This is a genomic window from Corynebacterium sp. (assembly GCF_030532715.1).
In the GTDB taxonomy this organism is placed as follows: Bacteria; Actinomycetota; Actinomycetes; order Mycobacteriales; family Mycobacteriaceae; genus Corynebacterium.
In genome coordinates this window covers 230642-254180 of the sequence record NZ_JAUNKO010000003.1, presented here as the reverse complement: position 1 = coordinate 254180, position 23539 = coordinate 230642, and the positions used below count along the sequence as shown (strand labels likewise).

22 protein-coding genes are annotated in these 23539 nt (G+C 60.0%); 12 read left to right on the top strand and 10 right to left on the bottom strand.

All coding sequences use genetic code 11. The features are described 5' to 3' along the window. The first annotated feature begins 91 nt into the window (after positions 1-91). Entirely contained in the window at positions 92-1438 is a 1347-nt protein-coding gene (radA, locus tag Q4D83_RS06400; RefSeq protein WP_303173993.1) for a DNA repair protein RadA, read from the top strand. A 7-nt stretch (positions 1439-1445) separates the two neighbouring features. Next, positions 1446-2501 carry a DNA integrity scanning diadenylate cyclase DisA gene (disA, locus tag Q4D83_RS06395; RefSeq protein WP_303173991.1) on the top strand — a complete coding sequence of 352 codons (1056 nt, stop codon included), beginning with the start codon at positions 1446-1448 and terminating at the stop codon, positions 2499-2501. Positions 2502-2602: 101 nt separating this feature from the next. Here disA and Q4D83_RS06390 read toward each other — a convergent pair whose 3' ends face one another. After that, a complete protein-coding gene (locus tag Q4D83_RS06390; protein ID WP_303173989.1) occupies positions 2603-3298 on the bottom strand; it encodes a hypothetical protein in 696 nt (231 codons plus the stop codon). Positions 3299-3303: 5 nt separating this feature from the next. Next, positions 3304-3942: a carbonic anhydrase gene (locus tag Q4D83_RS06385; RefSeq protein ID WP_303173987.1), complete on the bottom strand. Its 639-nt coding sequence runs from the start codon at positions 3940-3942 to the stop codon at positions 3304-3306. A gap of 60 nt (positions 3943-4002) precedes the next feature. Here Q4D83_RS06385 and Q4D83_RS06380 point away from each other — a divergent pair, with 60 nt between their 5' ends. The 6 genes from Q4D83_RS06380 (at position 4003) to Q4D83_RS06355 (ending at position 9334) form a co-directional block, all read left to right on the top strand. Then, the gene (locus tag Q4D83_RS06380; RefSeq protein ID WP_303173985.1) at positions 4003-4851 is read left to right on the top strand and encodes an A/G-specific adenine glycosylase; all 849 of its coding nucleotides are present in this window, start codon (positions 4003-4005) and stop codon (positions 4849-4851) included. Between the two features lie 469 nt (positions 4852-5320). Beyond that, positions 5321-6322: a mannose/fructose/sorbose PTS transporter subunit IIA gene (locus tag Q4D83_RS06375; RefSeq protein WP_303173983.1), complete on the top strand. Its 1002-nt coding sequence runs from the start codon at positions 5321-5323 to the stop codon at positions 6320-6322. After that, positions 6319-7122 (top strand): PTS mannose/fructose/sorbose transporter subunit IIC, encoded by an 804-nt coding sequence (locus tag Q4D83_RS06370; protein ID WP_303173981.1) that lies wholly within the window; start codon positions 6319-6321, stop codon positions 7120-7122. The genes Q4D83_RS06375 and Q4D83_RS06370 overlap by 4 nt, the downstream gene beginning before the upstream one ends. A 23-nt stretch (positions 7123-7145) precedes the next feature. Continuing rightward, on the top strand, positions 7146-8027 hold the full coding sequence (locus tag Q4D83_RS06365; protein ID WP_303173980.1) for a PTS system mannose/fructose/sorbose family transporter subunit IID: 882 nt from the start codon (positions 7146-7148) through the stop codon (positions 8025-8027). Between the two features lie 69 nt (positions 8028-8096). After that, positions 8097-8912, top strand: a complete 816-nt coding sequence (locus tag Q4D83_RS06360; protein ID WP_303173978.1) for an HAD family hydrolase — start codon at positions 8097-8099, stop codon at positions 8910-8912. After that, entirely contained in the window at positions 8909-9334 is a 426-nt protein-coding gene (locus Q4D83_RS06355) for a hypothetical protein (protein WP_303173977.1), read from the top strand. Before Q4D83_RS06360 ends, Q4D83_RS06355 begins: the two co-directional genes overlap by 4 nt. Before the next feature lie 9 nt (positions 9335-9343). Here Q4D83_RS06355 and Q4D83_RS06350 read toward each other — a convergent pair whose 3' ends face one another. From Q4D83_RS06350 to Q4D83_RS06340, 3 genes are all read right to left on the bottom strand, one after another. Continuing rightward, the gene (locus Q4D83_RS06350) at positions 9344-9514 is read right to left on the bottom strand and encodes a DUF4236 domain-containing protein (protein WP_303173976.1); all 171 of its coding nucleotides are present in this window, start codon (positions 9512-9514) and stop codon (positions 9344-9346) included. Between the two features lie 59 nt (positions 9515-9573). Next, positions 9574-10047, bottom strand: coding sequence for a GNAT family N-acetyltransferase (locus Q4D83_RS06345; protein ID WP_303173975.1), 474 nt, complete (start codon positions 10045-10047; stop codon positions 9574-9576). A 74-nt stretch (positions 10048-10121) separates the two neighbouring features. Next, the gene (locus Q4D83_RS06340; protein ID WP_303173974.1) at positions 10122-12671 is read right to left on the bottom strand and encodes an ATP-dependent Clp protease ATP-binding subunit; all 2550 of its coding nucleotides are present in this window, start codon (positions 12669-12671) and stop codon (positions 10122-10124) included. Between the two features lie 304 nt (positions 12672-12975). Between Q4D83_RS06340 and Q4D83_RS06335 the strand changes: the two genes are divergently transcribed. Beyond that, positions 12976-14352 carry an MFS transporter gene (locus Q4D83_RS06335; protein ID WP_303173972.1) on the top strand — a complete coding sequence of 459 codons (1377 nt, stop codon included), beginning with the start codon at positions 12976-12978 and terminating at the stop codon, positions 14350-14352. Positions 14353-14360: 8 nt separating this feature from the next. Here Q4D83_RS06335 and Q4D83_RS06330 read toward each other — a convergent pair whose 3' ends face one another. From Q4D83_RS06330 to Q4D83_RS06315, 4 genes are all read right to left on the bottom strand, one after another. Continuing rightward, positions 14361-15032 carry a TetR/AcrR family transcriptional regulator gene (locus Q4D83_RS06330; RefSeq protein WP_303173970.1) on the bottom strand — a complete coding sequence of 224 codons (672 nt, stop codon included), beginning with the start codon at positions 15030-15032 and terminating at the stop codon, positions 14361-14363. Positions 15033-15794: 762 nt separating this feature from the next. Next, on the bottom strand, positions 15795-16247 hold the full coding sequence (locus Q4D83_RS06325; protein WP_303173969.1) for a DIP1984 family protein: 453 nt from the start codon (positions 16245-16247) through the stop codon (positions 15795-15797). 28 nt (positions 16248-16275) lie between these two features. Further along, positions 16276-16503 carry a hypothetical protein gene (locus Q4D83_RS06320; RefSeq protein WP_303173967.1) on the bottom strand — a complete coding sequence of 76 codons (228 nt, stop codon included), beginning with the start codon at positions 16501-16503 and terminating at the stop codon, positions 16276-16278. 16 nt (positions 16504-16519) lie between these two features. Beyond that, positions 16520-18103 (bottom strand): glycerol-3-phosphate dehydrogenase/oxidase, encoded by a 1584-nt coding sequence (locus tag Q4D83_RS06315; RefSeq protein ID WP_303173965.1) that lies wholly within the window; start codon positions 18101-18103, stop codon positions 16520-16522. A gap of 238 nt (positions 18104-18341) precedes the next feature. Here Q4D83_RS06315 and Q4D83_RS06310 point away from each other — a divergent pair, with 238 nt between their 5' ends. After that, entirely contained in the window at positions 18342-19973 is a 1632-nt protein-coding gene (locus Q4D83_RS06310) for an FAD-binding oxidoreductase (RefSeq protein WP_303173963.1), read from the top strand. A 25-nt stretch (positions 19974-19998) separates the two neighbouring features. Beyond that, entirely contained in the window at positions 19999-20901 is a 903-nt protein-coding gene (locus Q4D83_RS06305; protein WP_303173962.1) for a diacylglycerol kinase, read from the top strand. Here the strand turns inward: Q4D83_RS06305 and lysS are convergent. Further along, complete coding sequence (gene lysS, locus Q4D83_RS06300; protein ID WP_303173961.1) at positions 20898-22475, bottom strand: lysine--tRNA ligase; 1578 nt, start codon at positions 22473-22475, stop codon at positions 20898-20900. The two genes, Q4D83_RS06305 and lysS, sit on opposite strands and share 4 nt — an antisense overlap. 110 nt (positions 22476-22585) lie before the next feature. Between lysS and Q4D83_RS06295 the strand changes: the two genes are divergently transcribed. Further along, positions 22586-23539: an SPFH domain-containing protein gene (locus Q4D83_RS06295; RefSeq protein WP_303173958.1), complete on the top strand. Its 954-nt coding sequence runs from the start codon at positions 22586-22588 to the stop codon at positions 23537-23539.

Here is a 23539-nt window from a genome sequence, read left to right as displayed (position 1 = left end):
GGGCTAGGCGGCACACCATGCGCGGGTTCAGCACATCATTGGGTGGATTCTAAAACAATCGCAGATCAGCGCGACAAGTACAGTACTGGGCATGGCCAAAAAGGAACGAACCATCCATACCTGCACCGAGTGTGGGTATTCCAGCCCGAAATGGTTGGGGCGCTGTCCGGAATGCGGGTCTTGGGGCACACTCGAAGAATCCACACCTGGCACATCAAACGTTGTGGGGGCCTTGGCCCCGACATCGCCGGCGGTTCCGATTGTTGCGGTGGATGCGGCGGCGTCGACAAGCATCAAGACTGGGATCGGGGAGCTAGATCGGGTGCTGGGTGCGGGCATCGTTCCCGGAAGCGTGGTCCTGATGGCCGGGGAGCCGGGAGTAGGAAAATCCACGCTGCTGCTGGAGGTTGCGTCCCGGTGGGCGGCGCTCGGACGGATCGCATTGTATGTCACGGCGGAAGAGTCAGCAGGCCAGGTGCGGCTGCGGGCGGAACGCACCGGGGCGCTGCATGAGACGCTGTACCTCACGAGCGAACCAAACCTCGATGTTGTGTTCGGACATGTGCAAGCGTTGAAACCCTCCCTGCTCATCGTCGACTCCGTACAAACCATGAAAGCCTCTGGCGTGGAAGGCGTACCCGGCGGCGTTGCACAATCACGTGCGGTAACGGCGGCGCTCACCACCCTGGCAAAAACTTCCGGGGTGCCGGTGCTGCTCGTCGGGCACGTCACCAAAGACGGCAACGTCGCAGGCCCCCGCGTGCTCGAACACTTAGTTGACGTGGTGTTGAATTTTGAGGGCGATCGGCATTCCAGCCTCCGACTGCTACGCGGCATGAAAAACCGCTTCGGCGCCACCGACGAGGTCGGCTGCTTCGAACAACAAGCCGACGGCATTAAAGAAATCTCGGACCCCTCCGGGTTATTTCTTTCCCACCGCGACGCCACACCCGACGGCACCGCCGTCACCGTGGCCATGGACGGAGTGCGTCCGATCCTTGCCGAAGTACAGAGCTTGCTGGTGGATACCCCAAACAAAAACCCGCGCCGCGCCGTAACAGGTCTCGACGCCGCGCGCGTACCCATGGTGCTCGCCGTCCTCGCCGCCCGCGCCGGCAAACGCACATCCGAAAAGGAAGTGTATATCGCCACGGTAGGCGGCATGAAAGTGGGCGAGCCCGCAGCCGATCTCGCGGTCGCACTGGCCACCGCCTCCGCGCTCAGCGGCACCCCACTGCCCGAAAAGACCGTGGTGTTGGGCGAAGTCGGACTCGCAGGCGAAATTCGTCGCGTACCAAACCTCCAACGGCGCCTCACAGAAGCCCACCGGCTGGGGTACACACGTGCTATCGTCCCGGCGGGTCAAGACCCGGAAATTCCAGGCATGCACATCGAACATGTCGCGGATATTCGAGCCGCCATCAACGCAGTAAGCTAAACGCATTATGCATGCACACCCTTTGACGCTCAACGCGACATTGAAGCGTCTCGCCCCCGGCACGGCACTGCGCGACGGTCTGGAACGAATCCTACGCGGACGCACCGGTGCGCTGATCGTGCTCGGGTTTAACGAACAGGTCGCCACGCTTTGCGACGGCGGGTTCGAACTCGACGTCGAATTCACCGCTACGCGTCTGCGGGAACTGTGCAAAATGGACGGCGCGGTCGTGCTATCCGATTCCGGCAACCGCATCCGTCGAGCAAACGTGCAACTCATGCCCGACGCCGCGCTACCAACCTCCGAATCCGGCACCCGCCACCGCTCGGCGGAACGCACCGCCCTGCAAACCGGATACCCAGTGATTGCCGTAAGCCAATCAATGAAACTGATTACCGTGTACGTCAATGACCAGCGGCATGTGCTCCAGGACTCCGCGGAAATCCTCTCCCGCGCAAACCAAGGTTTGGCCACGATGGAACGCTACCGGCAGCGACTTGATCGAGATAACCAATACCTGTTCCGCGCGGAATTGAACCACTATTCGGCGGTGGCGGACGTCGTTGCCGTGGTGCAGCGCATGGAAATGCTGCGACGGGCCGCGGCGACGATCCACCGCGACGTCATCGAACTGGGCGTCGACGGTAAGCAATTGGGCATCCAGCTCGCCGAACTGCACGGCGACAACGAACACGACCTTGAGGTTATCGTCCGCGATTACCTAGTCAGCGACGGCCTGCCTAACGACGCCGCAGTACAAGCCGCCCTGCAATCCCTCCAGCAGCTGCCCGATACCGACCTTGTGAAAGGCACTTTCGTCGCCCGAATCCTCGGATTCCCCGTCGCCGAAGAATCCCTAAACCAATGGGTGGTACCGCGCGGCTACCGAGTGCTCAACCGCGTACCGCGGGTGCAATCCTTCCTCATGGATAAACTCGCTGGTCATTTCGGTGACCTGCACCGGCTGCTCGAGGCTAATATCGACGACATTGCGAAAGTAGACCACGTGGGCACCTTGTGGGCACGTCACATCCACGATGGCCTGAGCCGGCTCCGACGGTGACGTGTCTCGGGTCTCGGGTCTCGGGTCTCCGAGGGTATATATACCACGTTTGTTTTTTACACCCGTTAAACCTTTTACTGCCGTTAAACTTCTTACACGCGTCAATTCAGATTGAAGGTTTGTCCGTCTGAGTTGTTCGTGCCCACCAAGGTGTAGAGCAGATAAGAACCCGATGGCACGCTTTCCCGCCCGGCACAGCTACCCGGGGAGGAATACGTGCGCGACCAAATCGCCTCGTAGTGACGCTCCGATTCCGCGGGGAATGTGCGCGCCGAGGAATCTTCGGAAGCGTTGCAGTCGATGTCAGACCAAATGCGGCTGTTGGTAGCCAAGTCATACACCTCGAAGCGGAGCTGTTCTTCACGCAGGTCAATGACGCAATCTGCGGTCGTGGGATTGCGCACCGTGAGGTAGAAGTGTGGTTGCGCATCGGCTGCATAGCTCGGCCGGTCACTGCGTGCTTCCACGATAAGATCCTGTAATTCACAGGTATCTTTTTTCACAGGTGTGAGGTTGGATTCTGTGCTTGTGCCGGTGGTTGTTCCGCTGGTTACGGTGTCTTCGTCTGTGCGAGTGTCTCCTGTTTTTTCAGCTTTGTTGGTGGAGGATGTGGGCGCGGTGGTGGGCGAGCCTGCGGAGGAAGTCGGGGTCGCGGTAATGGTTTCCGTGCTGGCGCTCTTGCTTACGTATACCAAGATGCTGGTCACAGAGCCGATGAGCACGAGAAGCACTACGAGCGCCGCGACGCGTCGGCGGATGTAGATTACTTCTGGGAGTCGTCGGGAGTTACGTTGCACGCATGTTATTCTAGTGAGTCCACGCCTACAGTTACGACAGGCTCGGCGTAGCCATCAGAAAGTCTGTAGCGAACCCCAACAATGCCACAGGTTCCACGGGAAATTTTTGCCTTAATCTCAGGTGATCGGCTCATAATCTGATCCACTGTCTCAGCAACGTGCCTCACCTCGAATTGTGCAGTGGTGGTGTCGCCTGCCGCCCGTGCCTCCAGAATGGATGGGCTGACCTTTTCAATCAGCACCCGCTGAAAGCCGTCCGGGATGCCTTGCCCGTCCAACGCCGCCTGGGTCGCCGCCACGGCGCCGCAGGATTCGTGCCCCATGACTACCACCAGCGGCACCCCGAGTGATTCCACCGCGTATTCGAGGCTGCCCAGCACCGCGAGGTCGATGATTTCCCCCGCCGTACGAATCACAAACACATCCCCCAGCCCTTGATCGAAGATCATTTCTACTGGCACGCGGGAATCCGAACACGCAAGCACGGCGGCGATGGGGTTTTGCCCTTGCTGGAGTTCATGCCTGCGGCTGACGTCTTGGTTGGGGCGTTCCTCCCGAAAGTGCATAAAGCGCTCGTTTCCGGCTTGCAATTGCTGCCACACACTGTGAGGAGTTTTGCCGCGGTTCATTTCGTTGGGAGCCATATTGATATTTTGCACCCGTAACCGCGCTTGGGGGCAATTGTCGGGGGTACACTACTGCTCGTGATTGATGACCTCCTCTCCTGGTATCAGCGTCACGCCCGCGATATCGTGTGGCGGCGCGGCACCTCCCCGTGGGGTGTGCTGCTCAGCGAAGTGATGAGCCAGCAAACTCAGGTGTCGCGCGTGGAACCGTTGTGGGAAGCGTGGTTGTCGCGTTGGCCGACTCCTCTGGCGTTTTCGCAGGCCAGCCCCGATGAGGTGTTGCGGACGTGGGGCAATCTTGGCTACCCGCGCCGTGCGCTCCGCCTGCTGGATTGCGCCCGCGCGATTGTGAAGCACCACGACGGCGAGGTTCCGAATACGGTGGCGGACTTGCTGGAATTGCCGGGGATCGGCGACTACACCGCACGCGCCGTCGCTGCCTTTGCCTATCGACGCCGTGTTCCCGTCGTAGACACAAACGTGCGGCGCGTACTACGACGATATGTCCAGGGTGAGTTTCATCAGGGCAATCCTCGGGCTGCGGATTTGCGCGCGGTGGCGGACTTGCTGCCCGCCGAGAATGCGCCCGAATTTTCGGTTGCCTTGATGGAGTTGGGCGCGCTGGTTTGCACGCCAGAGCCAAAGTGCGACGAATGCCCTATCAAAGAAACGTGTGCTTGGCAGCTGGCTGGTTGCCCAATGCCCGCCGAGGCGCCGCACCGCCGCACGCAAAAATTCGCAGGCACGGACCGTCAGGTGCGGGGCATTATTATGGCTCACCTGCGTGATAATTCGGAGGTGACGCGCGCCAGCATTGATATTTTGTGGCCGGATGCGCCCCAACGGGACCGCGCTTTGTATTCCCTGCTGGTCGACGGGCTCGCCGAGGAACATGTCCCCGGCAAGTTCCGGTTGCCCGTCGCCTGAGCAGCAGTTGGACGAAACCAAGCAACGTAGCTAGCGCCTGAAGGGCGGCAGGATCTCGACCGCTTCGACGGGGGCTGCTTGGGGCACCCCCTGCGGACTTCGATGCGGGAATGTTCTTCGGTGTCGCAGGGGGATACGCACGTGCATTTCAACACTGCCACCGCTACGAGTTGTTGGAAAAACAACATGACGGGGGTAGCAGCGTTGGCGTTTTATTCCGATATCGCGGCAAGTCAAGTTTATTTGCACACTTCCTAAAGAGATTCCGGGGGTGATCAGACCAATTTTGCGGCCAAATGAAATCATGCAGTGTGGACTTCCAAATATCTACAATTCAATATGATTACCGTTACAATTTGCGATATATGACTGCCTCGTTATCAGCCTGGGAGATAGCATGAGATTTCAATAGGAAAAGACCGAGACAACGCCGATAACCTCATTGTTTACCCATGATACGGAGGAACATATGGTCTGTATAATAGTTGCTGCACATGGGGAATCAGCCCCAGCATTGATTGACTCAGCCACGATGATTGTTGGCGAGGTAGACAATATCCATGCGGTTACTTTTGTTCCCGGACAGGGGCCCGAAGACCTCCTCGAAGCCTACGAGAATATCGTAGGGAATTCATCCGATGATCTCCTTTTCCTCGTGGACCTATTCGGCGGTAGCCCATATAACGCGGGCGCTCGTTTTGTGGCGGAACGGGATAACGCGGACGTTGTTTCCGGTGTGAGCATCCCCATGTTGGTCGAGGTGTTTACCGCCGCTCGGCGCCCAAATGTCACGGTGAACAAACTAGTGAATAAGGCGTTGAAGGCCGGAACTACTGGCGTACGTTCATTCAAGGTTGGTAAGCCGAAGCGGGCTGCGCCGAGTGATGCGAAAGACCCGGCGCCAGCTGAGGCTTCGCCAGCTGAGGCTGCGCCGGTTGAGGTTGACCCGAATTTTCCCCGCGACCCCGAGGCCACCATGAATGTGGCGTTGTTGCGGATTGATTCGCGGCTGATTCACGGCCAGGTTGCGGGGTCGTGGGTGAACCACGTGGCACCGAAAACGCTCATCGCGTCTTGCGACGCCGCGGCCAACGACCCCCTACGCAAATCGTTGTTGTTGCAGGTTGGGCCGGCTTCGGCGCGGACCAATGTGCTGGACCTTGCGAAAACGGTTCGGGTGTACTTCAACCCAGAGTACAAGGGGATGCGCACCATGATTGTGGTGGAGAGCCCGATGGATGCGCTCAAGCTGTTGGAGGAGGGAATCCAAGTCGACGAGGTGAATGTGGGTGGGGTGACCTTTAAGCCGGGCATGACGCTCATCACGGAGGCAGTTTCCGTCAATGAGGAACATATTGAAGCCTATAAGGGAATCCATGCTCGCGGAGTGCCGATGATATTGCAGCAGGTTCCCACAAGTTCTCGCACAGAAATGATGGGCAAGCTCAAGGAGAAAGGATTGCTGGGATGAGCGCCATTTCATTTGTTCTTGTTGTGCTCGTGGCGCTTGTCGCGGGCATGGCGTCCGTGTTGGACGAACGCCAGTTTCACCGACCGCTGGTGGCATGTACCCTCATGGGCTTAGTGATGGGGGACCTGAAAACCGGCATCATCCTGGGCGGCATGCTGGAGCTGATTGCCCTTGGCTGGATGAATGTCGGTGCTGCTATGGCGCCGGATGCGGCGCTGGCGTCTTCGGTAGCGGCGGTCGTCGTTATTGCTGGTGGGCAGGATGTAAACACCGGTATTGCTATCGCGGTCCCGCTTGCCGCAGCTGGCCAGGTACTGACAATCTTCGTACGGACCATTGCAGTCTTTTTCCAGCATCAGGCGGACAAATTCGCGGAAAACGCTAACTTCCGCGGCATCGAAATCATGCACTTCACGGCGCTGTTTCTGCAGGGTCTGCGCGTGGCTATCCCCACCGCCGCCGTCGCAGCGGTCGCCGGTACGGACACTGTGGAGCGGTGGCTGAGCGCAATCCCTGAGGTTGTTTCGGTAGGCCTGCAGGTGGCCGGTGGCTTCATCGTGGTTGTCGGTTACGCAATGGTGATCAACATGATGAAGGCTCGCGCCCTCATGCCGTTCTTCTTCCTTGGATTCGTGTTGGCCGCGTTTATCCCAGATTTAAACCTGGTTGGTCTCGGTATCATCGGCGCCTGCTTGGCCGTGGTGTACGTGCAGCTCAATCCCCTGTTCCACGACAGCATCAAGCCGCCTGCGCGGGCTATGGCTACCACCGGCCCAAACTACGACAACGAGCTTGAGTGAGCGACGGAAAGGACACAACGATCATGACTACACCAACAACACCGGATGCCGTTGTGGTTGAACAACCGGGCGGCCCACCGGAATTAACGCGACGCGATTACATTTCCACGTATATTCGCTCTTCGTTTATGCTCGGGTCGTTTAACTTCGAGCGTATGCAGGCTATTGGCGTGTGCGTTTCCCTCATGCCCGCCATTCGACGCTTCTACTCCAAAAAGGAAGACCAAGCTGCGGCGCTCAAGCGCCACCTGGAGTTTTTTAACACCCACCCGTGGATCGCCTCCTCCATTTTCGGTGTGACGGCGGCCATGGAGCGCCAGAAGGCCGCGGGTGAAGACATTTCCGATGCGGACATCACCAACGTAAAGGTTGGCCTGATGGGTCCGCTGGCCGGTGTCGGCGACCCGCTGTTTTGGGGTACCGCCCGCCCAGTGCTGGCCGCGCTTGGCGCCTCGTTGGCTACCAACGGCAATATCCTCGGCCCGATCCTTTTCTTCGCGGTCCTCACCATATTCCGGATGGCCACGCGCTGGTACGGCTTCAAATTGGGATACCAGAAGGGTGTTGAGGTTGTCTCCGAAGTCGGCGGCAATACCTTGCGGAAACTGACGCAAATGGCGTCCATTATGGGTCTGTTTGTGATGGGTTCGCTGGTATCCAAGTGGACATCCATTTACATTCCGCTGGAGATTTCCCGCTACGAAGACCAAACCGGCACGGAAATTGTGACCACAGTGCAAGACATTTTGGACACCCTCCTGCCGGGGCTGGCGGCGCTGCTGTTGACGTTCCTATGCATGTGGCTCCTGCGCCGGAAAGTCAACGCCATTTGGATTATCTTCGGCATGTTTGCCATCGGCATTTTCGGCTATTGGGCCGGCATCCTCGCGCCCGCCCCGGCGTAGCTTTTCCGGCGTGGCTGCCCGCACCCCCCTGCACCAGTCGCTGTTGTTGTAGTAGAAAGGCATGTACACATGTTGTTGCCCGCCCCGCCCCGGAAACTGTTGGTGAGCGACCTCGACGGAACACTGATTTTTCAGCGCCGAATTGCCCCCGAGGTTGTTGCCGCAATGGAATGCTGGCGCGGGGCGGGCTACCTCGCAGTGTGCGCAACGGGGAAATCGATTGCGGCAACACAGCGAGCCTTGCAGCCAAGCGGTATAGCGTTTGATTTCTACGTGCTATACACCGGTGCCGTCATCACTGACGCCAACTACACCATATTGAACAGCGCGACGTTGCCCTCGGACGTGGTGTTGGACGTGGTGCGGGCGCTCGCCGATGTGCCCGGTGTGGGGGTGTTCGCCACCACGTTGGATACGCCGGACCTTCGGCTGGCGAGTACGCTTCCCGCGGCGTCGACAACCGATATCGTTCAGCACTTCGAACCGCTGGCGCTTAGCGACGTCGCGAAGCACCAGTTCGTAGGCATCCCGCTGTGGGTCGACGCCGGCGCGGACACGGAAGCAACCATCGCCAAGATACAGCAGTGGGTAATCACGCGCTACGGCGCGCTGGTGGACTGCCACCGCAACCAAAATTTCCTGGATATTGTGCCGCCTGGGTGCACCAAACGCAGTGGCATCGAATGGCTCGTCTCGCACATCGGCGGCGAACATGGTAACGAGTTTGAAACATACTCGCTCGGGGATTCCTGGAACGACCTCGACATGCACGCCTGGGCAGACCACTCGGTGTCGTTCCCCCACTCGCCGGCCGAAGTGCAAGCCGCAACGGACATCGTGGCGAACTCCGCCGCCGACTACATTCGGAAGGTTCTCGCGCAATGAGCACCGACAAGCAACCCGCCCCCAGCTTCAAAGAAACCTTTATCGCCGTCGGCCAACAAACCCTGTCCAAGCAGCGTCAAGACTACGTCTACTCCGTAGGCAAACTTGTCACGGGCCTGATGGTGCTGGCTGGCGTGTTATATCTGTGGTTCCCAATCGCAGCCGTCGTCGCACTCGTTTGCGCAATAATTGCCATGTGGGGACGCTGGATACTCACCCGGCAAGTCACCCGCGACCTCGCGGAAATGCGCGCCGCCAAAACCGGGTACACCACCACGGGCGACCCAGACTACGCTCGATTTATCCGCCTGCGCGGGGAACAAATGCTAGCAGACAATAAGGCCCTCACACCATTAGCAAAAGCCGAAATCGGCGACCTGATCGCATGGGCCGCCGAACGGGCACCCCGATCTGAAGCGTAGCCCTCCGAGCTAGCGCCAACGGCCGCGGTAGGTAAGTCCGCCGGGAAGGTTGACCCAGAGCCCGCCGCGACTGTTTACCGTCACGGGCCCGACTTTGGTTGAGGCGGACGCCCCTGAGCCCGAGATATTGATCCAGCTGTTCTTGCCTATTTTTTTGCGTTTGCGGAACGTAATTCCCATGCAGCTTCAGCTCCTTGTACATGTGTGTGGGGCTTGCGTTTGCAGTATAGCCGGTGCGGTTACAGGCGTTGAGCCAACACAATCTCGTCGTGAATGATAATGCCGCGTGCGCCCACCAACGGAATGGCCGGGTTTTTGCGGCGGGCTTCGTCCACGCTTCCGGGCAACAAGCTCACCAGCCTAAAACCTAAATGCTGGAGGAAGCCGAGGGCGGCGAGATTATCGTTGTACACGCTCACGGTGATGCGTTCGCCCGGTATGCGATCTTTCAGGAAGGTTTCTACCAGGAGGCTGCCCACGCCCTTGCCTTCGCGCAAGGCATTCAAACACAAAATCTCGCAATCGTCTCCATGTTCGATATAGGTGAGGACGCCCACGACGTCTCCGTTACACACCGCAAGCAAACCTGGTGTTACCGCCACATTATGCTCGACACCGCGCGTGTAGGTGATCTCCGAACCCCAGCGTTTGAGCAGATACTGCCGCAGCCACTCGCGATCTTCGGGAAGAATCGCCCGAACCTGGATTGCCATGCCCCGAGTCTAACAACAAAACATCCGACGTAGCTGAGGAAACCAGCTACATCGGATGTGCATGTAGTTGCTCGTTAGGAGTCCGCGGTGAGCTCCGCAGCTTCGACCGCAAGCGTGTCAAAAGCATCCGCTGGCAACGGCTTCGGCTTGGGGGTGAAGGTGAACGCATCGTCGACAACGTCGACGGTGATGATCTCACCGGCGCCCAGTTCACCGAACAAGATTTTCTCGGAAAGCACGTCCTCGATCTCGCGTTGGATCGTGCGACGCAGCGGGCGGGCGCCCAACACCGGATCGAAACCGCGCTTGGCCAGAAGGTTCTTGGCAGCGTCGGTGAGCTCCAAGGCCATGTCCTTGGCCTCGAGGGCCTTAGCCACGCGCCCAATGAGCAGATCCACCATCTGGACAATTTGCTCGCGGGTGAGCTGGTGGAACACCACGATATCGTCGATGCGGTTCAAGAACTCGGGGCGGAAGTGCTTCTTCAGCTCGTCGTTGACCTTGTCTTTCATCCGCTCGTACTGGCCGTCCGCATCGGATTCGCCGACGGCGCTAAAGCCCATGCCCACCGCCTTGGAGATATCTTGGGTACCCAAGTTGGAGGTGAAGATGAGCACGGTGTTTTTAAAGTCCACGACGCGCCCCTGGCCGTCGGTAAGCCGGCCGTCTTCGAGCACCTGCAACAGGGTGTTGTAGATCTCCTTGTGTGCTTTTTCGATCTCGTCGAACAGCACCACGGAGAAAGGCTTACGGCGAACTTTTTCGGTAAGTTGCCCGCCCTCTTCGTAGCCAACATACCCAGGGGGCGCACCAAACAGGCGAGAGGCGGTAAACCGGTCGTGGTATTCGCCCATGTCGATCTGGATGAGCGCATCGTCCTCGCCGAACAGAAATTCGGCCAATGCCTTGGAGAGTTCGGTTTTACCCACACCGGATGGCCCGGCGAAGATAAAGGAACCCGAGGGCCGCCGCGGGTCTTTCAACCCGGCGCGGGTGCGGCGAATGGCACGAGAAACAGCCTTCACCGCATCGTCTTGGCCGATGATGCGCTTGTGCAGCTCCTCTTCCATGCGCAGCAGGCGCGTGGATTCTTCCTCCGTGAGCTTAAACACGGGGATGCCAGTCCAGTTGCCCAGTACCTCGGCGATCTGCTCCTCGCCCACCTCGGCGATTTCCTCGAGGTCGCCTTCGCGCCATTGCTTTTCCTTGGCGGCGCGTTCTTCGCCGAGGATGCGTTCTTTGTCGCGCAACCCGGCGGCCTTTTCAAAGTCTTGGCCGTCAATGGCGGCTTCTTTTTCACGGCGCACCTTGGCAATGCGCTCGTCGATTTCGCGCAGCCCGGCAGGCGCAGTCATCCGCTTGATGCGCATGCGGGCACCAGCTTCGTCGATAAGGTCGACGGCTTTGTCCGGCAAGAAGCGGTCGTTGATATAGCGGTCGGACAGGTGCGCGGCGGCGGCTAGCGCGCCGTCGGTAATCGAAACACGGTGGTGTGCTTCGTAGCGGTCGCGCAAGCCTTTGAGGATATCGATAGTCATTTCCACGCTTGGCTCAGGCACCTGCACGGGTTGGAAGCGGCGCTCCAGGGCGGCATCCTTTTCGATGTGCTTGCGGTATTCATCAAGGGTGGTGGCGCCGATGGTTTGCAGTTCACCGCGCGCGAGCTTCGGCTTGAGTAACGACGCCGCGTCAATAGCGCCCTCCGCGGCACCGGCGCCGACGAGGGTGTGAATTTCGTCGATAAACAGGATGATGTCGCCGCGTTGGTTGATCTCCTTGAGCACCTTCTTCAGGCGTTCCTCGAAATCACCGCGGTAGCGGGAGCCCGCCACCAGGGAGCCCAAGTCCAGGGAATACACCTGCTTGTCGCGCAGCGTTTCCGGAACTTTGCCGTTGACAATGTCTAACGCTAAGCCCTCCACAACGGCGGTTTTACCCACGCCGGGTTCGCCGATAAGCACCGGATTGTTCTTAGTGCGGCGAGACAGCACCTGCATAAGGCGCTCGATTTCCTTCTCGCGGCCCACCACGGGGTCGAGTTTGCCCTCCTTGGCCGCCTGGGTCAGGTTGCGGCCGAACTGATCTAACACGAGGGAATTGCTACGCTCCCCTGCCCCGGATTGGGCGCGGCCGCCGGGGGTAGAGCCCGCGCCCACGGCGTCGTCACGTCGCGTTTCGGCGTTGTTATCGTAACCGGACAGCAGCTGAATAACCTGCTGGCGCACGCGCGGCAAATCGGCGCCAAGCTTCACCAACACCTGGGCGGCCACGCCTTCGCCTTCACGGATCAAGCCGAGCAGCAAAAACTCGGTGCCAATGTACTTGTGGCCCATTTGCAGGCCCTCCCGCAGCGAAAGCTCCAGCACCTTCTTCGCGCGTGGGGTAAAGGGGATGTGCCCTTGGTGCGGCGTGGTGCCGTGGCCGATAATCTCCTCCACTTCTTGACGCACCGCATCAAGAGAAATGCCCATCGACTCTAATGCTTTGGCAGCTACGCCCTCACCTTCCTGGATGAGGCCCAGCAAGATATGCTCCGTGCCGATGTAATTGTGGTTCAGCATCTGAGCTTCTTCTTGGGCCAAAACGATAACGCGCCGGGCGCGATCAGTGAACCTCTCGAACATGTCTCTCCCTAAATATTCTTCAGTCGCACCCACTCTAACGTGGATGACCAAACGTTCATGCCCCGATTTGCCCGCCAGCGTGACAAAATTCAATCTTTTTGCTGGTCAGGGCGGTGTACGCCGATAGCGAACACGGGCGATACGCACACCGCGAAACCCCCGCAACCAACATCAACGTCAGCCCCGCCGCAACGCTCACGCGACGCATCCCTGCGCCGGAAACCCCGCACAACCACCGGTTATAACATATAATTATATTGCGCGTCACTTATAGGTTGTTTCGGTTTCTATCTAGGAGTACATCATGAGCTCCCTCACCCTTCCGTCGTGGTTGCAGTCACCACCACCCGCACCACGTAGACCCGACGCCGAAGTGCACGCCCGCTACCCGCGGCTGCGCTTCCAGGTGTTTATGGGCATTTTCCTCGGCTACGCCGGGTTCTACCTCATCCGCAACAATATTTCGGCGATCGCGCCGTTGCTACTAAACGAAGACGGGGCGATTGATAAACCCGCCGTGGGCATTATCAGCAATGCGGTGCTCATCAGCTATGGGCTGTCCAAGTTTTTCATGGCGATGGTATCGGACCGCTCTAACGCTCGCTACTTCCTCCCCCTCGGCTTGGCACTGTCGGCGGTGGCCAACCTCGTCGTGGCGTTCACCCCGTGGATTTCCGCCAGCGTGGGATTGTTTGCCACCATCATGTTTATCAACGGCTGGGTCCAAGGCATGGGGTGGCCGCCATGCGGGCGCATCATTGTGCAATGGTTTTCCACCAGCGAACGCGGCTGGAAGGGCTCGTTATGGAACACGTCCCATAATGTCGGCGGCATGGGGTTGCCGCTGCTGGTGGGCTGGGGCTTACATTTGACGCACGACGACTGGCGCTCGGCGTACTGGCTACCAGCATTGGTGGCGCTCCTTATCGCCCTCGTTGCCTTCCTGTTGATCCGCGACAATCCGCCAGCGGTAGGCTTGCCGCCGATCGACGAGTACCGCGACGACCCCGCCAAAGTGGAAGTGGACAAGGCCGAGGGTGAAAAACTCTCCACAAAAGACCTGGTGTTTAATCACATCCTGAAAAGCCGGGTGATTGTGCTGTTGGCCTTGGCAAATGTGTTTATCTACGCGCTGCGCTACGGTGTGCTCAACTGGGTGACCACCTATCTTTCGGAGGTACACCACATGAGCATTACCAGCGGGCTGGTGAGCTTCGCCGCCTTCGAGCTAGCCGGCATCGTGGGTACAATCCTGGCGGGCTGGGCGTCGGACAAAATCTTCCACAGCAACCGCAGTGTTACCATCGCGCTGTTTGTACTCGCGGCGGGCATCTCCATCGCGGCGTATTGGTTGGCCCCGCTGGGCACGCCCTTCTGGGTGATGGCACTACTGGTGGCCCTGATCGGCGGATTCATTTACGGCCCCGTAGCGCTCATCGGGCTGCAAGCGCTGGACTTGTCGCCGCGGGACATCGCGGGCACCGCCGCTGGGTTTACCGGCCTGTTCGGTTACCTGCTGGGCGCCACCCTCGCATCCACCGGAGTGGGCTACCTCGTGCACTACGCCGGGTGGAACATCACCTTTATCACATTCCTGGTGTTTACCGCGCTCGTGCTGTGGATTTTGATCTACATCGGGAAAGCGGAAAAGGAGCTCATCGCGCACCGCGGCGAAGCTTAAACCACCTGCTATGCATCCACGCCGTGTTCAGCGACAGAGCCCGGCTCGGGGACACTCGTAACGATACGTCCGTCGGCCGGGCTTTCGTCCGCCAAGGTCCCTTCGAAAAGTTCCAGGCGGCTTTCGGATAATGGCACCAAGTAACCACGAATCATGACCTCGAGTTCCGCACGCCACACGTTTGGGTCGGGGTCAATCTGCAGGAGCGCATTACCGCTCAGCGAAAGAATCTGCGTAGCGGTCAATACAACGGCGGCCATTTTGTCCGGATCACCGGGTCTAATTTCGCCCTCCAAGTTGCGGAAAAGCGCGGCAAGGAAACGCATCAGACGTTGCTGGGTGCGGCCGAAACGCTGCACAAAATACTTACTCAGCAACTCGGGATCACTTTGCACGATCGCCTGGAGGAGTTCGTTGGTGCGGACGGCTTCTGTGCAATCCAGCACCACGTTAATCAACTCATCGAGGGTTTCGGGCAGCGGATACGCAAAATCCAGCACAGATACGAGTTCGCGGGTAAGCAGGTCACCGAGCAGCTCGTTGACATCGGCGTATCGGCGATATAACGTCGGGCGGCTCACACCAGCTTCTCGTGCCACACCCGCCATTGTGGTGCGTTGAATTCCATCACGCAGGATGCAAACTCGCCCCGCATCCAATATCGCAGATTCTATATCCATAAGACCATCAAACCACGTGTGAGTTTTAGGCGCTTAAAAACTGAAGCCCAATCCCATATTCGCATATAAACCCATCTCATTTAGGCGCGCATTGCCCGATCGCCTCGCAGACACATCAAAAAGAAAAACCTATCTGATCGGCGCAATCTAACAGCGCGCGAAAAACTTTGAACTATAAGTCATCAGCATAACACCCCAGGTGAAATTGATTATTTTCAACTAGTTTTCGCACATGGAATTGCCCAACGCAGAGACAATTCGACGCGTTCCCATACATAGATTCGGATACAGACTACGCACCCTACGCGCACTGTATGAGAATTGTCATCGTGCTGCGTGCTACCCCCACACTTCCCCCACGAATGACAAACCCGCCAAACCGATAGCCCAAAATTCACGCCCTTTATCCGCGTTTGATTGCAATCTATCTAACAACCGATTTTAGGTACCAACATTGTCCGCAAAACCCGAGCGCATCCCCCATTTTTGGCGCTCAGCAGCCAACGGCAACCCGCGCCCGGCTACCGCCGAGCCCACGTGTATGAGTCCCCTAACCCAGCCCTCGCTTCCGGCCCCTCAGTACGTGGTAGTGCATTGTCGTGCGGTGCATGGTGCTCATGTACGGTGTGTGGGCGTGCACGGTATGTGGGTTTATCCACAATGGCAAGCGGCCCAGCACTTGCACGTAAGCGTCCAATGTCGCAAAAAAGGTGTACTCGCCGGGGTGGTCGGAAGCTACCAACTCATTGCTTATGCGCCAGATTACAGCAGATCCACCGACCAGTTCAGCTGCTGGATCTTGGTGTCCAGCTCACGGTGTTGCTTCGCCGCAGCGTCGGCGCGGGCGCGGATATCGCGGACGTCGATAGTTGGGATGCTGCGCAGCTCGCTAGCGCGGTAGCGGGTCTCCGGAGTCGCATCCTGGGCGAGCTGCGAGTAAAGGTGCACTCTACGCTGGGCGCTTTCCCGAGCGGCGATAGCGTCGGTGAGCGTCCAGTGCTCGTCGAAGGCGGTGGCGGAGTTTGTGGCGTTGATACGCCGAATGAGCTTCTCCAAACTCTCAATCACTCGCTCGGATTCCCGGAGCAGTTCCTGGGGGTCTTCGCTGGGATCCGTGCCTTCCTGCACGAGTGCGGCTTTCCGCAGCCGGTCTTGGAGCTGGCCAAGTCGGCGTTGCGCATCGGCCCTGGCCACCAACGCTTCTGCAAGTTTCATACGGTTTACGGTAGCACGCCTGGCACGGCTATTCGGGGACTCCCGCAGCCCAGTTCGCCGCCCGAATACCGCTCGTACGCTCTGGCCGAACGGACGCGACGCTTCTCGGCGCCCCAGTGCTGGCCTGTCCGCCTTGTCTGCGCTTCGCTTTGGCCGCGAGTTTCAGCGACGTACTGATCACGCGGGCGGTGAGGACGGGGTGGTTAATCTGCGCGAAGGTGAACACTCGGTTGCACAGGTTTCGGATGGGCTGCATGGCGTTGGGGTTCCTTTTAGGGTTTCGGTCCGCAGACCTGCTGGAATAGGGCTTCCACCTCGGGGAGCGCGCGTTGCCTATCCGCGGGCACGAGGCCGATGCGGGTGCGGCGGTCGAGGATGTCGTCCACGGTGAGTGCTCCTTCGTGCGTGATGGCGTATTCAATTTCGGCTCGGGTGATATCCATGCCGGCAACCAGGCCGAGCGGGTCAGCTACCGTTGCCTCCGCCACCACCCGGGGCGCCTCGTAGCCGAAACGCGCCACTAGGGATTCCGGCAAGTCCGCAAGCGCCGCGGCGGACACGTCGAGGCTGTCACGGTGCGCAGGCGCGCCCACCAGCGGGAACGTACGCGTCACGCAGGGCCCAGCGGCGAGGCCACTGGCTGTGATTACAGTATCAAGCGTCTGCTCCGCCATCAGCCGATACTCCGTGAATTTGCCCCCAACGACGGAGACTACCCCATTGTCTGCGGTGATTATGGCGTGCCGGCGGGAGAGGTCAGCGGTGGTGCCGCCGGGGGCGTCGATAAGCGGGCGGAGGCCGGTGAACGCGCCCGCCACGTCCTCTCGGCGCAGAGGAATATTCAGCACCTCGCGCGCACCGGCGAGCAGAAACTCAATGTCCTCCTCGGGGGTTTCGGGCACATCCGGAATCTCGCCGGGGGTGTCTGAATCGGTAAGGCCGAGGTAGCAGCGGCCCAATTGCTCCGGAAGGATAAACAAAAACCGGGACAGCGACCCTGGCAGCGGGAAGGTCAACGCGCCCGTAGGGTTGCCGAACAACGCCGACGGAAACACCAGATGGGTGCCACGGGACGGGCGGATAGCGATGTCAGGGTCCACAGTGCCCGCCCACACCCCGGTCGCGTTCACCACGGCGGCGGCATGCACCTGGAATTGCTCCCCAGTGAGCTCGTCGGTCAACGTGGCGGAGGTGCCGGACAGGTGCCCCGCCGAGCAGCGCGTAATCACCCGGGCCCCCTCACGCGCCGCAGTGCGAGCCACGGCGGTAACCAAACGAGCATCGTCGATCATGGAACCGTCGTAATTCACCCAGGCGCCGCGCAACCCTTCCCGCTTCACCGCAGGGCACAGCCGCAACGTTTCCGCAGGCGAAGCGTATCTGGAACGCGGCAACACCGCCGTGGACGTGCCCGCCAGCATGCGCAGCACATCCCCGGCTAGGAAGCCCACGCGCGTGGCCAGCTTTTGCACCAGGTTCGTATCGCTGCCCAGCGCAGTGACCTGCGCCAGCGGCCGCACCAAGTGCGGAGCAATCGTTTCCAGCAGCCAACCGCGTTCCACCGCGGAATCCCGGGCGATACCGAACTCCAACTTCGCCAGGTAGCGCAACCCGCCATGAATCAGTTTGGAGGAAAAACGCGAGGTACCAAATGCCAGGTCGCACCGCTCCACCAGCACCGTAGACAGCCCACGCGTGACCGCATCGAGGGCGATTCCGGCGCCGGTAATCCCGCCGCCAACCACGAGCACATCAACATGCGCGCCGTCCTTGAGCGCCTGTATATCGGCGGCGCGGCGTTCGGCATGCAACGCGGAAGCTTGCGGATTTACTGCTCGCGGGTCGGTGGTTGCCATGGCGGGAGACCATCCTTCACGATTACGAAATTTTATGCGTACACCACTCAGTGTACCCCCACCAAACTACCGAACATATCTGCGCATAGCTTTGCGGAAATGCAGGCTGAGCGCGGAAGCACCGACCATGCTTTTCTAACGAAAACTACGTTGAGCTGGCAGGTTTGTTCGAATAGACGTTCTGCTACCGGCATGGACTAGGCCGTTACACTATTTAAAATAGTGTAAACTTCCGAACATGAGTGCACAGCTGCCAGTTCCGCCGATGACGTTTTATCGTTGGGGTACGCCCGACGAAGCTAAACCCTTAAACCCGGGAATTCGGCGCCTGCTGCGCACCGTGTTTGCAACCGATCCCAGCGAACCTCACGACGTCTCCCCCGCAGACATCAAACTCTCCCCATGCCAGGTAACCCCCGCTGACGTGGCCGAATTCACCGCCATCGTGGGACCGAACTTTGTGTCCACCGCCAAAGAGCACCGACTGCCGCGCGCCCGGGGGAAGTCTTACCCGGACCTGCTGGACTGGCGCTCCGGCGCGCCTATCGACGCCCCGGATGCCGTCGTCGCCCCGGCTACCGAAGCGGAGGTATTGAGCATCCTGCAATACTGCACCCAAGAGGGCATTGCCGTAGTGCCATTCGGCGGTGGCACCAGCGTGGTGGGTGGCCTCACCCCCGTGCGCGGCAAACATCGGGCGGTGATCAGCCTGGATGTGGCGCGCTTCAACCAGCTGGAGGACGTCGATCCAGTCTCCGGGCTGGCCACCCTCGGCGCCGGCATGTTCGGCCCGCAGGCGGAAATGGCGTTAGCCGAGCACAACCTACAGCTCGGGCACTTCCCGCAGTCCTTCCCCTACGGCACCATCGGCGGCTACGCCGCCACGCGGTCCTCCGGGCAAAGCTCGGCCGGCTATGGGCGCTTCGACGAAATGGTCCGCGCCCTGACCGTGGTCACTCCCACCGGAATCCTCGAAGTCGGCGGCAATGCGCCCGCCTCCGCCGCAGGACCAGACTTTAAAGACGTATTCCTGGGCTCCGAGGGGACACTCGGCGTGATCACCAAGGTACGGTGCCGCGTCCACCCCATACCCGAATCCAAACGCTACGAGGCGTTCCGCTTCCCAAACTTTGCGGCAGGCTCGGCAGCGGTACGGCAAGCCACCCAGCAACAAACCGGGGCGACGGTGATCCGGCTTTCCGACGAAATCGAATCCAGCCTCAACCTAAGCTCCGGAAACAAGATCGGCGGCTCCGGCGGCGCTGCCGCAAGCGGCGGTTGCCTCTGCATCACCTTGTGCGAGGGCACCGCCGAACACGCTGCCTCCCGGCACGCTGAAACTCGGGCGGCGATGCTCGCCGCAGGCGGCACCTCACTCGGCGACGGGCCGGCACGTGCCTGGGAGCAGGGTCGATTCAGCGCGCCCGTTGTGCGCGACGCCCTGCTCGACGCAGACATCCTTTGCGAGACCCTCGAAACCGCCACCGACTGGAACAACGTGGCAAACCTGAAACTAGCGGTGAGCCGGGCGCTGGCGACCTCCCTCACCAAATCTGGGACGATGGCGGTGGTGATGTGCCACATTAGCCACGTGTACCAGACTGGATGTTCCCTGTATTTCACCGTGGTGGCGAACCAGTCTCAACAACCGCATCAACAGTGGGCGGATGCGAAACGAGCCGCCTGTGAAGCGATTGTTGCCCACGGCGGGACGATTACCCACCATCACGCTGTTGGCACAGATCACCTCGCTTATATGCAGTCCGAGATCTCCCCGTTGGGCACAGACCTGCTGAAGGCGCTGAAAAACACCCTTGACCCTGAAGGTATTCTCAATCCCGGCAAACTCATCCCGGAGGCTGCTAGCTAGTTTCTACTGAAAGGCCTGACCCCTTATGCTGCACCGCATCGCACTGCTCACCAACCCCACCGCTGGGAAAGGAACCGCGATGCGCGCGGCCGAGGCCGCTCGGCAGCGTTTCCATGCACTTGGCATTGACGTCATCAGCATCAGCGGCGCCAGCGCGGAGGCAGCGTCGGAGCTCGCCCGAAAGGCGCTGGATAGTGACGTTGACGCCCTCGTGGTCTGCGGCGGCGACGGATTGATCGGCTTGGCCCTCCAACACCAGGCCCACCACGAAATGCCGCTGGGAATCATTCCCGCTGGGACGGGCAACGACCACGCCCGAATGTATGGCATCCCGTTAGACCCCGCAGCGGCTGCCGAGGTGGTGGCTCGCGGCAATGTGAAGGTAACCGACCTGGGCAAATTGACCGCCGGGGACGACCCAGACACCAGCGTGATCTTCGGCACCATCGCCTGCCAGGGGTTTGACTCGCTGGCAAACGAACGCACCAACAAGATGAAGTGGCCTACTGGGCGCAGCCGCTACACGGTGGCCTCGTTACTCGAGCTCATCAGGTTCCGCAACATTCCCAGCCGCATCACCATCGCGGAAGAGGAGGCAGTGCGGGAGCTGGACGTGATGCTGGTGGCGGTAGGCAATACCAGCAGTTATGGCGGCGGTGCGACTATCTGCCCAACCGCCGACCCCACCGACGGCTTGTTCGATGTGACGATCGTTCACGCCATGAAAAAACTTGAGGCGCTCGCCAAGCTCGGCGCCTATTTCAAAGGGGAGCGTCACGACGACCCGCACGTCAGCACCGTGCGCACCTCCCGCATCCGCATCGAAATGGACGGCGAAATCCCCTGCTATGCGGATGGCGATCGTTTTTCCCTCGTGCCCATCGAGGCGGAAATTCTCCCCAATGCGGGCCGCTACCTCGTCCCCTAAGCCTTAGGCTCCGGTTTCACCATGGGGAACAACACTGTTTCCCGGATGCCTAGGCCGGTGAGCGCCATCAGCAGGCGGTCGATGCCCATGCCGGTACCGGCGGTGGGCGGCATCCCCTGTTCCATAGCTGCGAGGAAGTCTTCGTCCAGCACCATGGCTTCCTCATCGCCACCGGCGGCCAATCGGGCCTGATCTTCGAAGCGCTCCCGCTGCACCACCGGATCCACGAGCTCCGAATACCCGGTTGCAAGTTCGAATCCGCGCACGTACAGGTCCCATTTTTCGGTGACGCCGCGCTCGCTCCGGTGCTGCCGAGTCAGTGGCGAGGTTTCCACCGGGAAGTTACGGACGAACACCGGACCGTACAATTGGTCGGAGCAAAGATGCTCCCAGAGTTCTTCCACGAGTTTGCCGTGGCCCCAGCCACCCTTTTCGGGAACGGCGAGCCCCACGACGTCGGCAAGCGCTTTGAGCTCTTCCACGGTGGAATCGACGGTAACTTCGGGTTGGCCGGGGTACTTGCGGGCCAGCGCCTCGTTGAGGGAGGGGTACATTTCCATGGTCGCCCACTGTCCGCCAAGGTCGTATTCGGTGCCGTCGGCGAGCGTCACCACGGTAGAGCCGAATACTTCTTCGGCTATGGCTTGGACGAGGCGTTGGATGGTATCCGCGCAATCGTCATACGTGCCCCACGCTTGGTAGGTTTCCAGCATTGCGAACTCGGGGCTGTGCGAGGAATCCACACCTTCGTTGCGGAAGTTGCGGTTCACTTCAAACACGCGGTCGATTCCGCCGACGACGCAACGCTTGAGGTAAAGCTCGGGCGCGATACGTAGGTACAGGTCGATGTCCAAGGCGTTTGAGTGGGTTTCAAACGGACGCGCGGCCGCGCCCCCGTGCAGGGTTTGCAGCATGGGAGTTTCCACCTCGACAAAGCCTTCGCCTTCGAGGTGGCGGCGCAGAGCGCGCATGACCTTCACACGGGTCATCGCGTTGGTGCGGGCCTGCTCGCGCATGATCAGGTCCGTGTAGCGTTGGCGCACCCGCGTATCCTCGCTCATTTCTTTGTGCGCCACCGGCAGCGGGCGGAGAGACTTGGCAGCCATGACCCATTCGCTGGCCATGACGGACAGCTCACCGCGGCGGGAAGAGATCACGCGCCCAGTGACAGAGACGAAGTCGCCAAGGTCAACGTCGGCTTTCCAATCCGCGAGGCGGTCGGCACCGACTTCCGCGAGGGAGAGCATCGCTTGGAGCTTGGTGCCGTCGCCGTCTTGCAGCGTTGCGAAACAGAGTTTGCCGGTGTTGCGCACGAACATGACGCGCCCAGCGACGGAAACCACGTCTTGGGTTTCCGCGCCGATTCCAAGGTAGATGACCCCGTCCCGCTCCTCCACACCGCCCTCGTCCGGCGTGGCCACGTAGCGCTTGCGTAATTGCGCAAGGGAGTGGGTGCGGGGCACCGATACGGGGTAGGCCTCACCGGTTTCCAGCAGTCGGGCACGCTTATCGCGGCGGATCCGCAGCTGCTCCGGAATGTCGTTGGTGGCAGAAGGATTGTTCGCGTCGTTCACGGTTGTTAAGGGTAGCTGATTGTGTCCCACAGGTACGAACCTTGAAAAGTGATATCACTTTCCGGTAATCTGATATCAGAATTTTTTGACCCAAGGAAAAGGTTCCAACTATGAACAAGAGTATTGACATTGCGAACGCCCCCGATCCGGTCGGCCACACCGGCGCTGCCGTCGCCCTCTCCGAGAAACCAGTGTGGTCTGCCGGCGCTGCCACTACCGGCGTCGCCATTGTGGTCGCCGTCCTACTGCCCGCGCTATCACTGCTCGGGGTCATCGCCGCAACCAACGCCACCGGCACGCCCTCCGTTGGCCTGATTATTGTCACGGTGGTCACCTTCCTCATCCTGAGCCTGGTACTCAGCATGGTACGAATTGTGAACCCCGGCCACGCGCTAGTCGTACAGTTTTTCGGCAACTATGTGGGCACCTCGCACCGCACGGGTCTTTCCCTCGTGCCACCGCTATGCTCCACCAGACGCGTGAGCCTGCGGGTACGCAACTTCGAAACTGGCGCCATCAAAGTCAACGACCTCAACGGCAACCCAGTAGTCATCGGCGCGATCGTCGTCTGGCAGATCGCAGACACCGCGAAGGCGATGTTTGCAGTGGAAAACGTTAACCAATTCATCTACTCGCAGGCGGAATCAGCGCTACGGCATGTGGCCACCACTCACCCCTATGATTCCTCTGACGCGATCACCAACCCCTCCCTGTCCGGATCCACCGATTTGGTATCCACGGAGCTTGCCAACGAAGTTGCCGCCCGCGCCGCGCTCGCCGGCTGCGAAATTATCGAGGCTCGCATCTCCGCGCTGTCGTTCGCGCCGGAAATCGCCCAGGCTATGCTGCAACGCCAGCAAGCCGCGGCAATCGTGGATGCCCGAGAAACCATCGTGGAAGGTGCGGTGTCGATGGTACAAACAGCGCTCGAACAACTGGAACGCCGCGACATTGTTGATCTTGACCCCGAACGCCGGGCGGCCATGGTGTCAAACCTGCTGGTTGTGCTGTGCTCCGACACCAACACCCAACCCGTGGTCAATACAGGCTCACTGTATAACTAA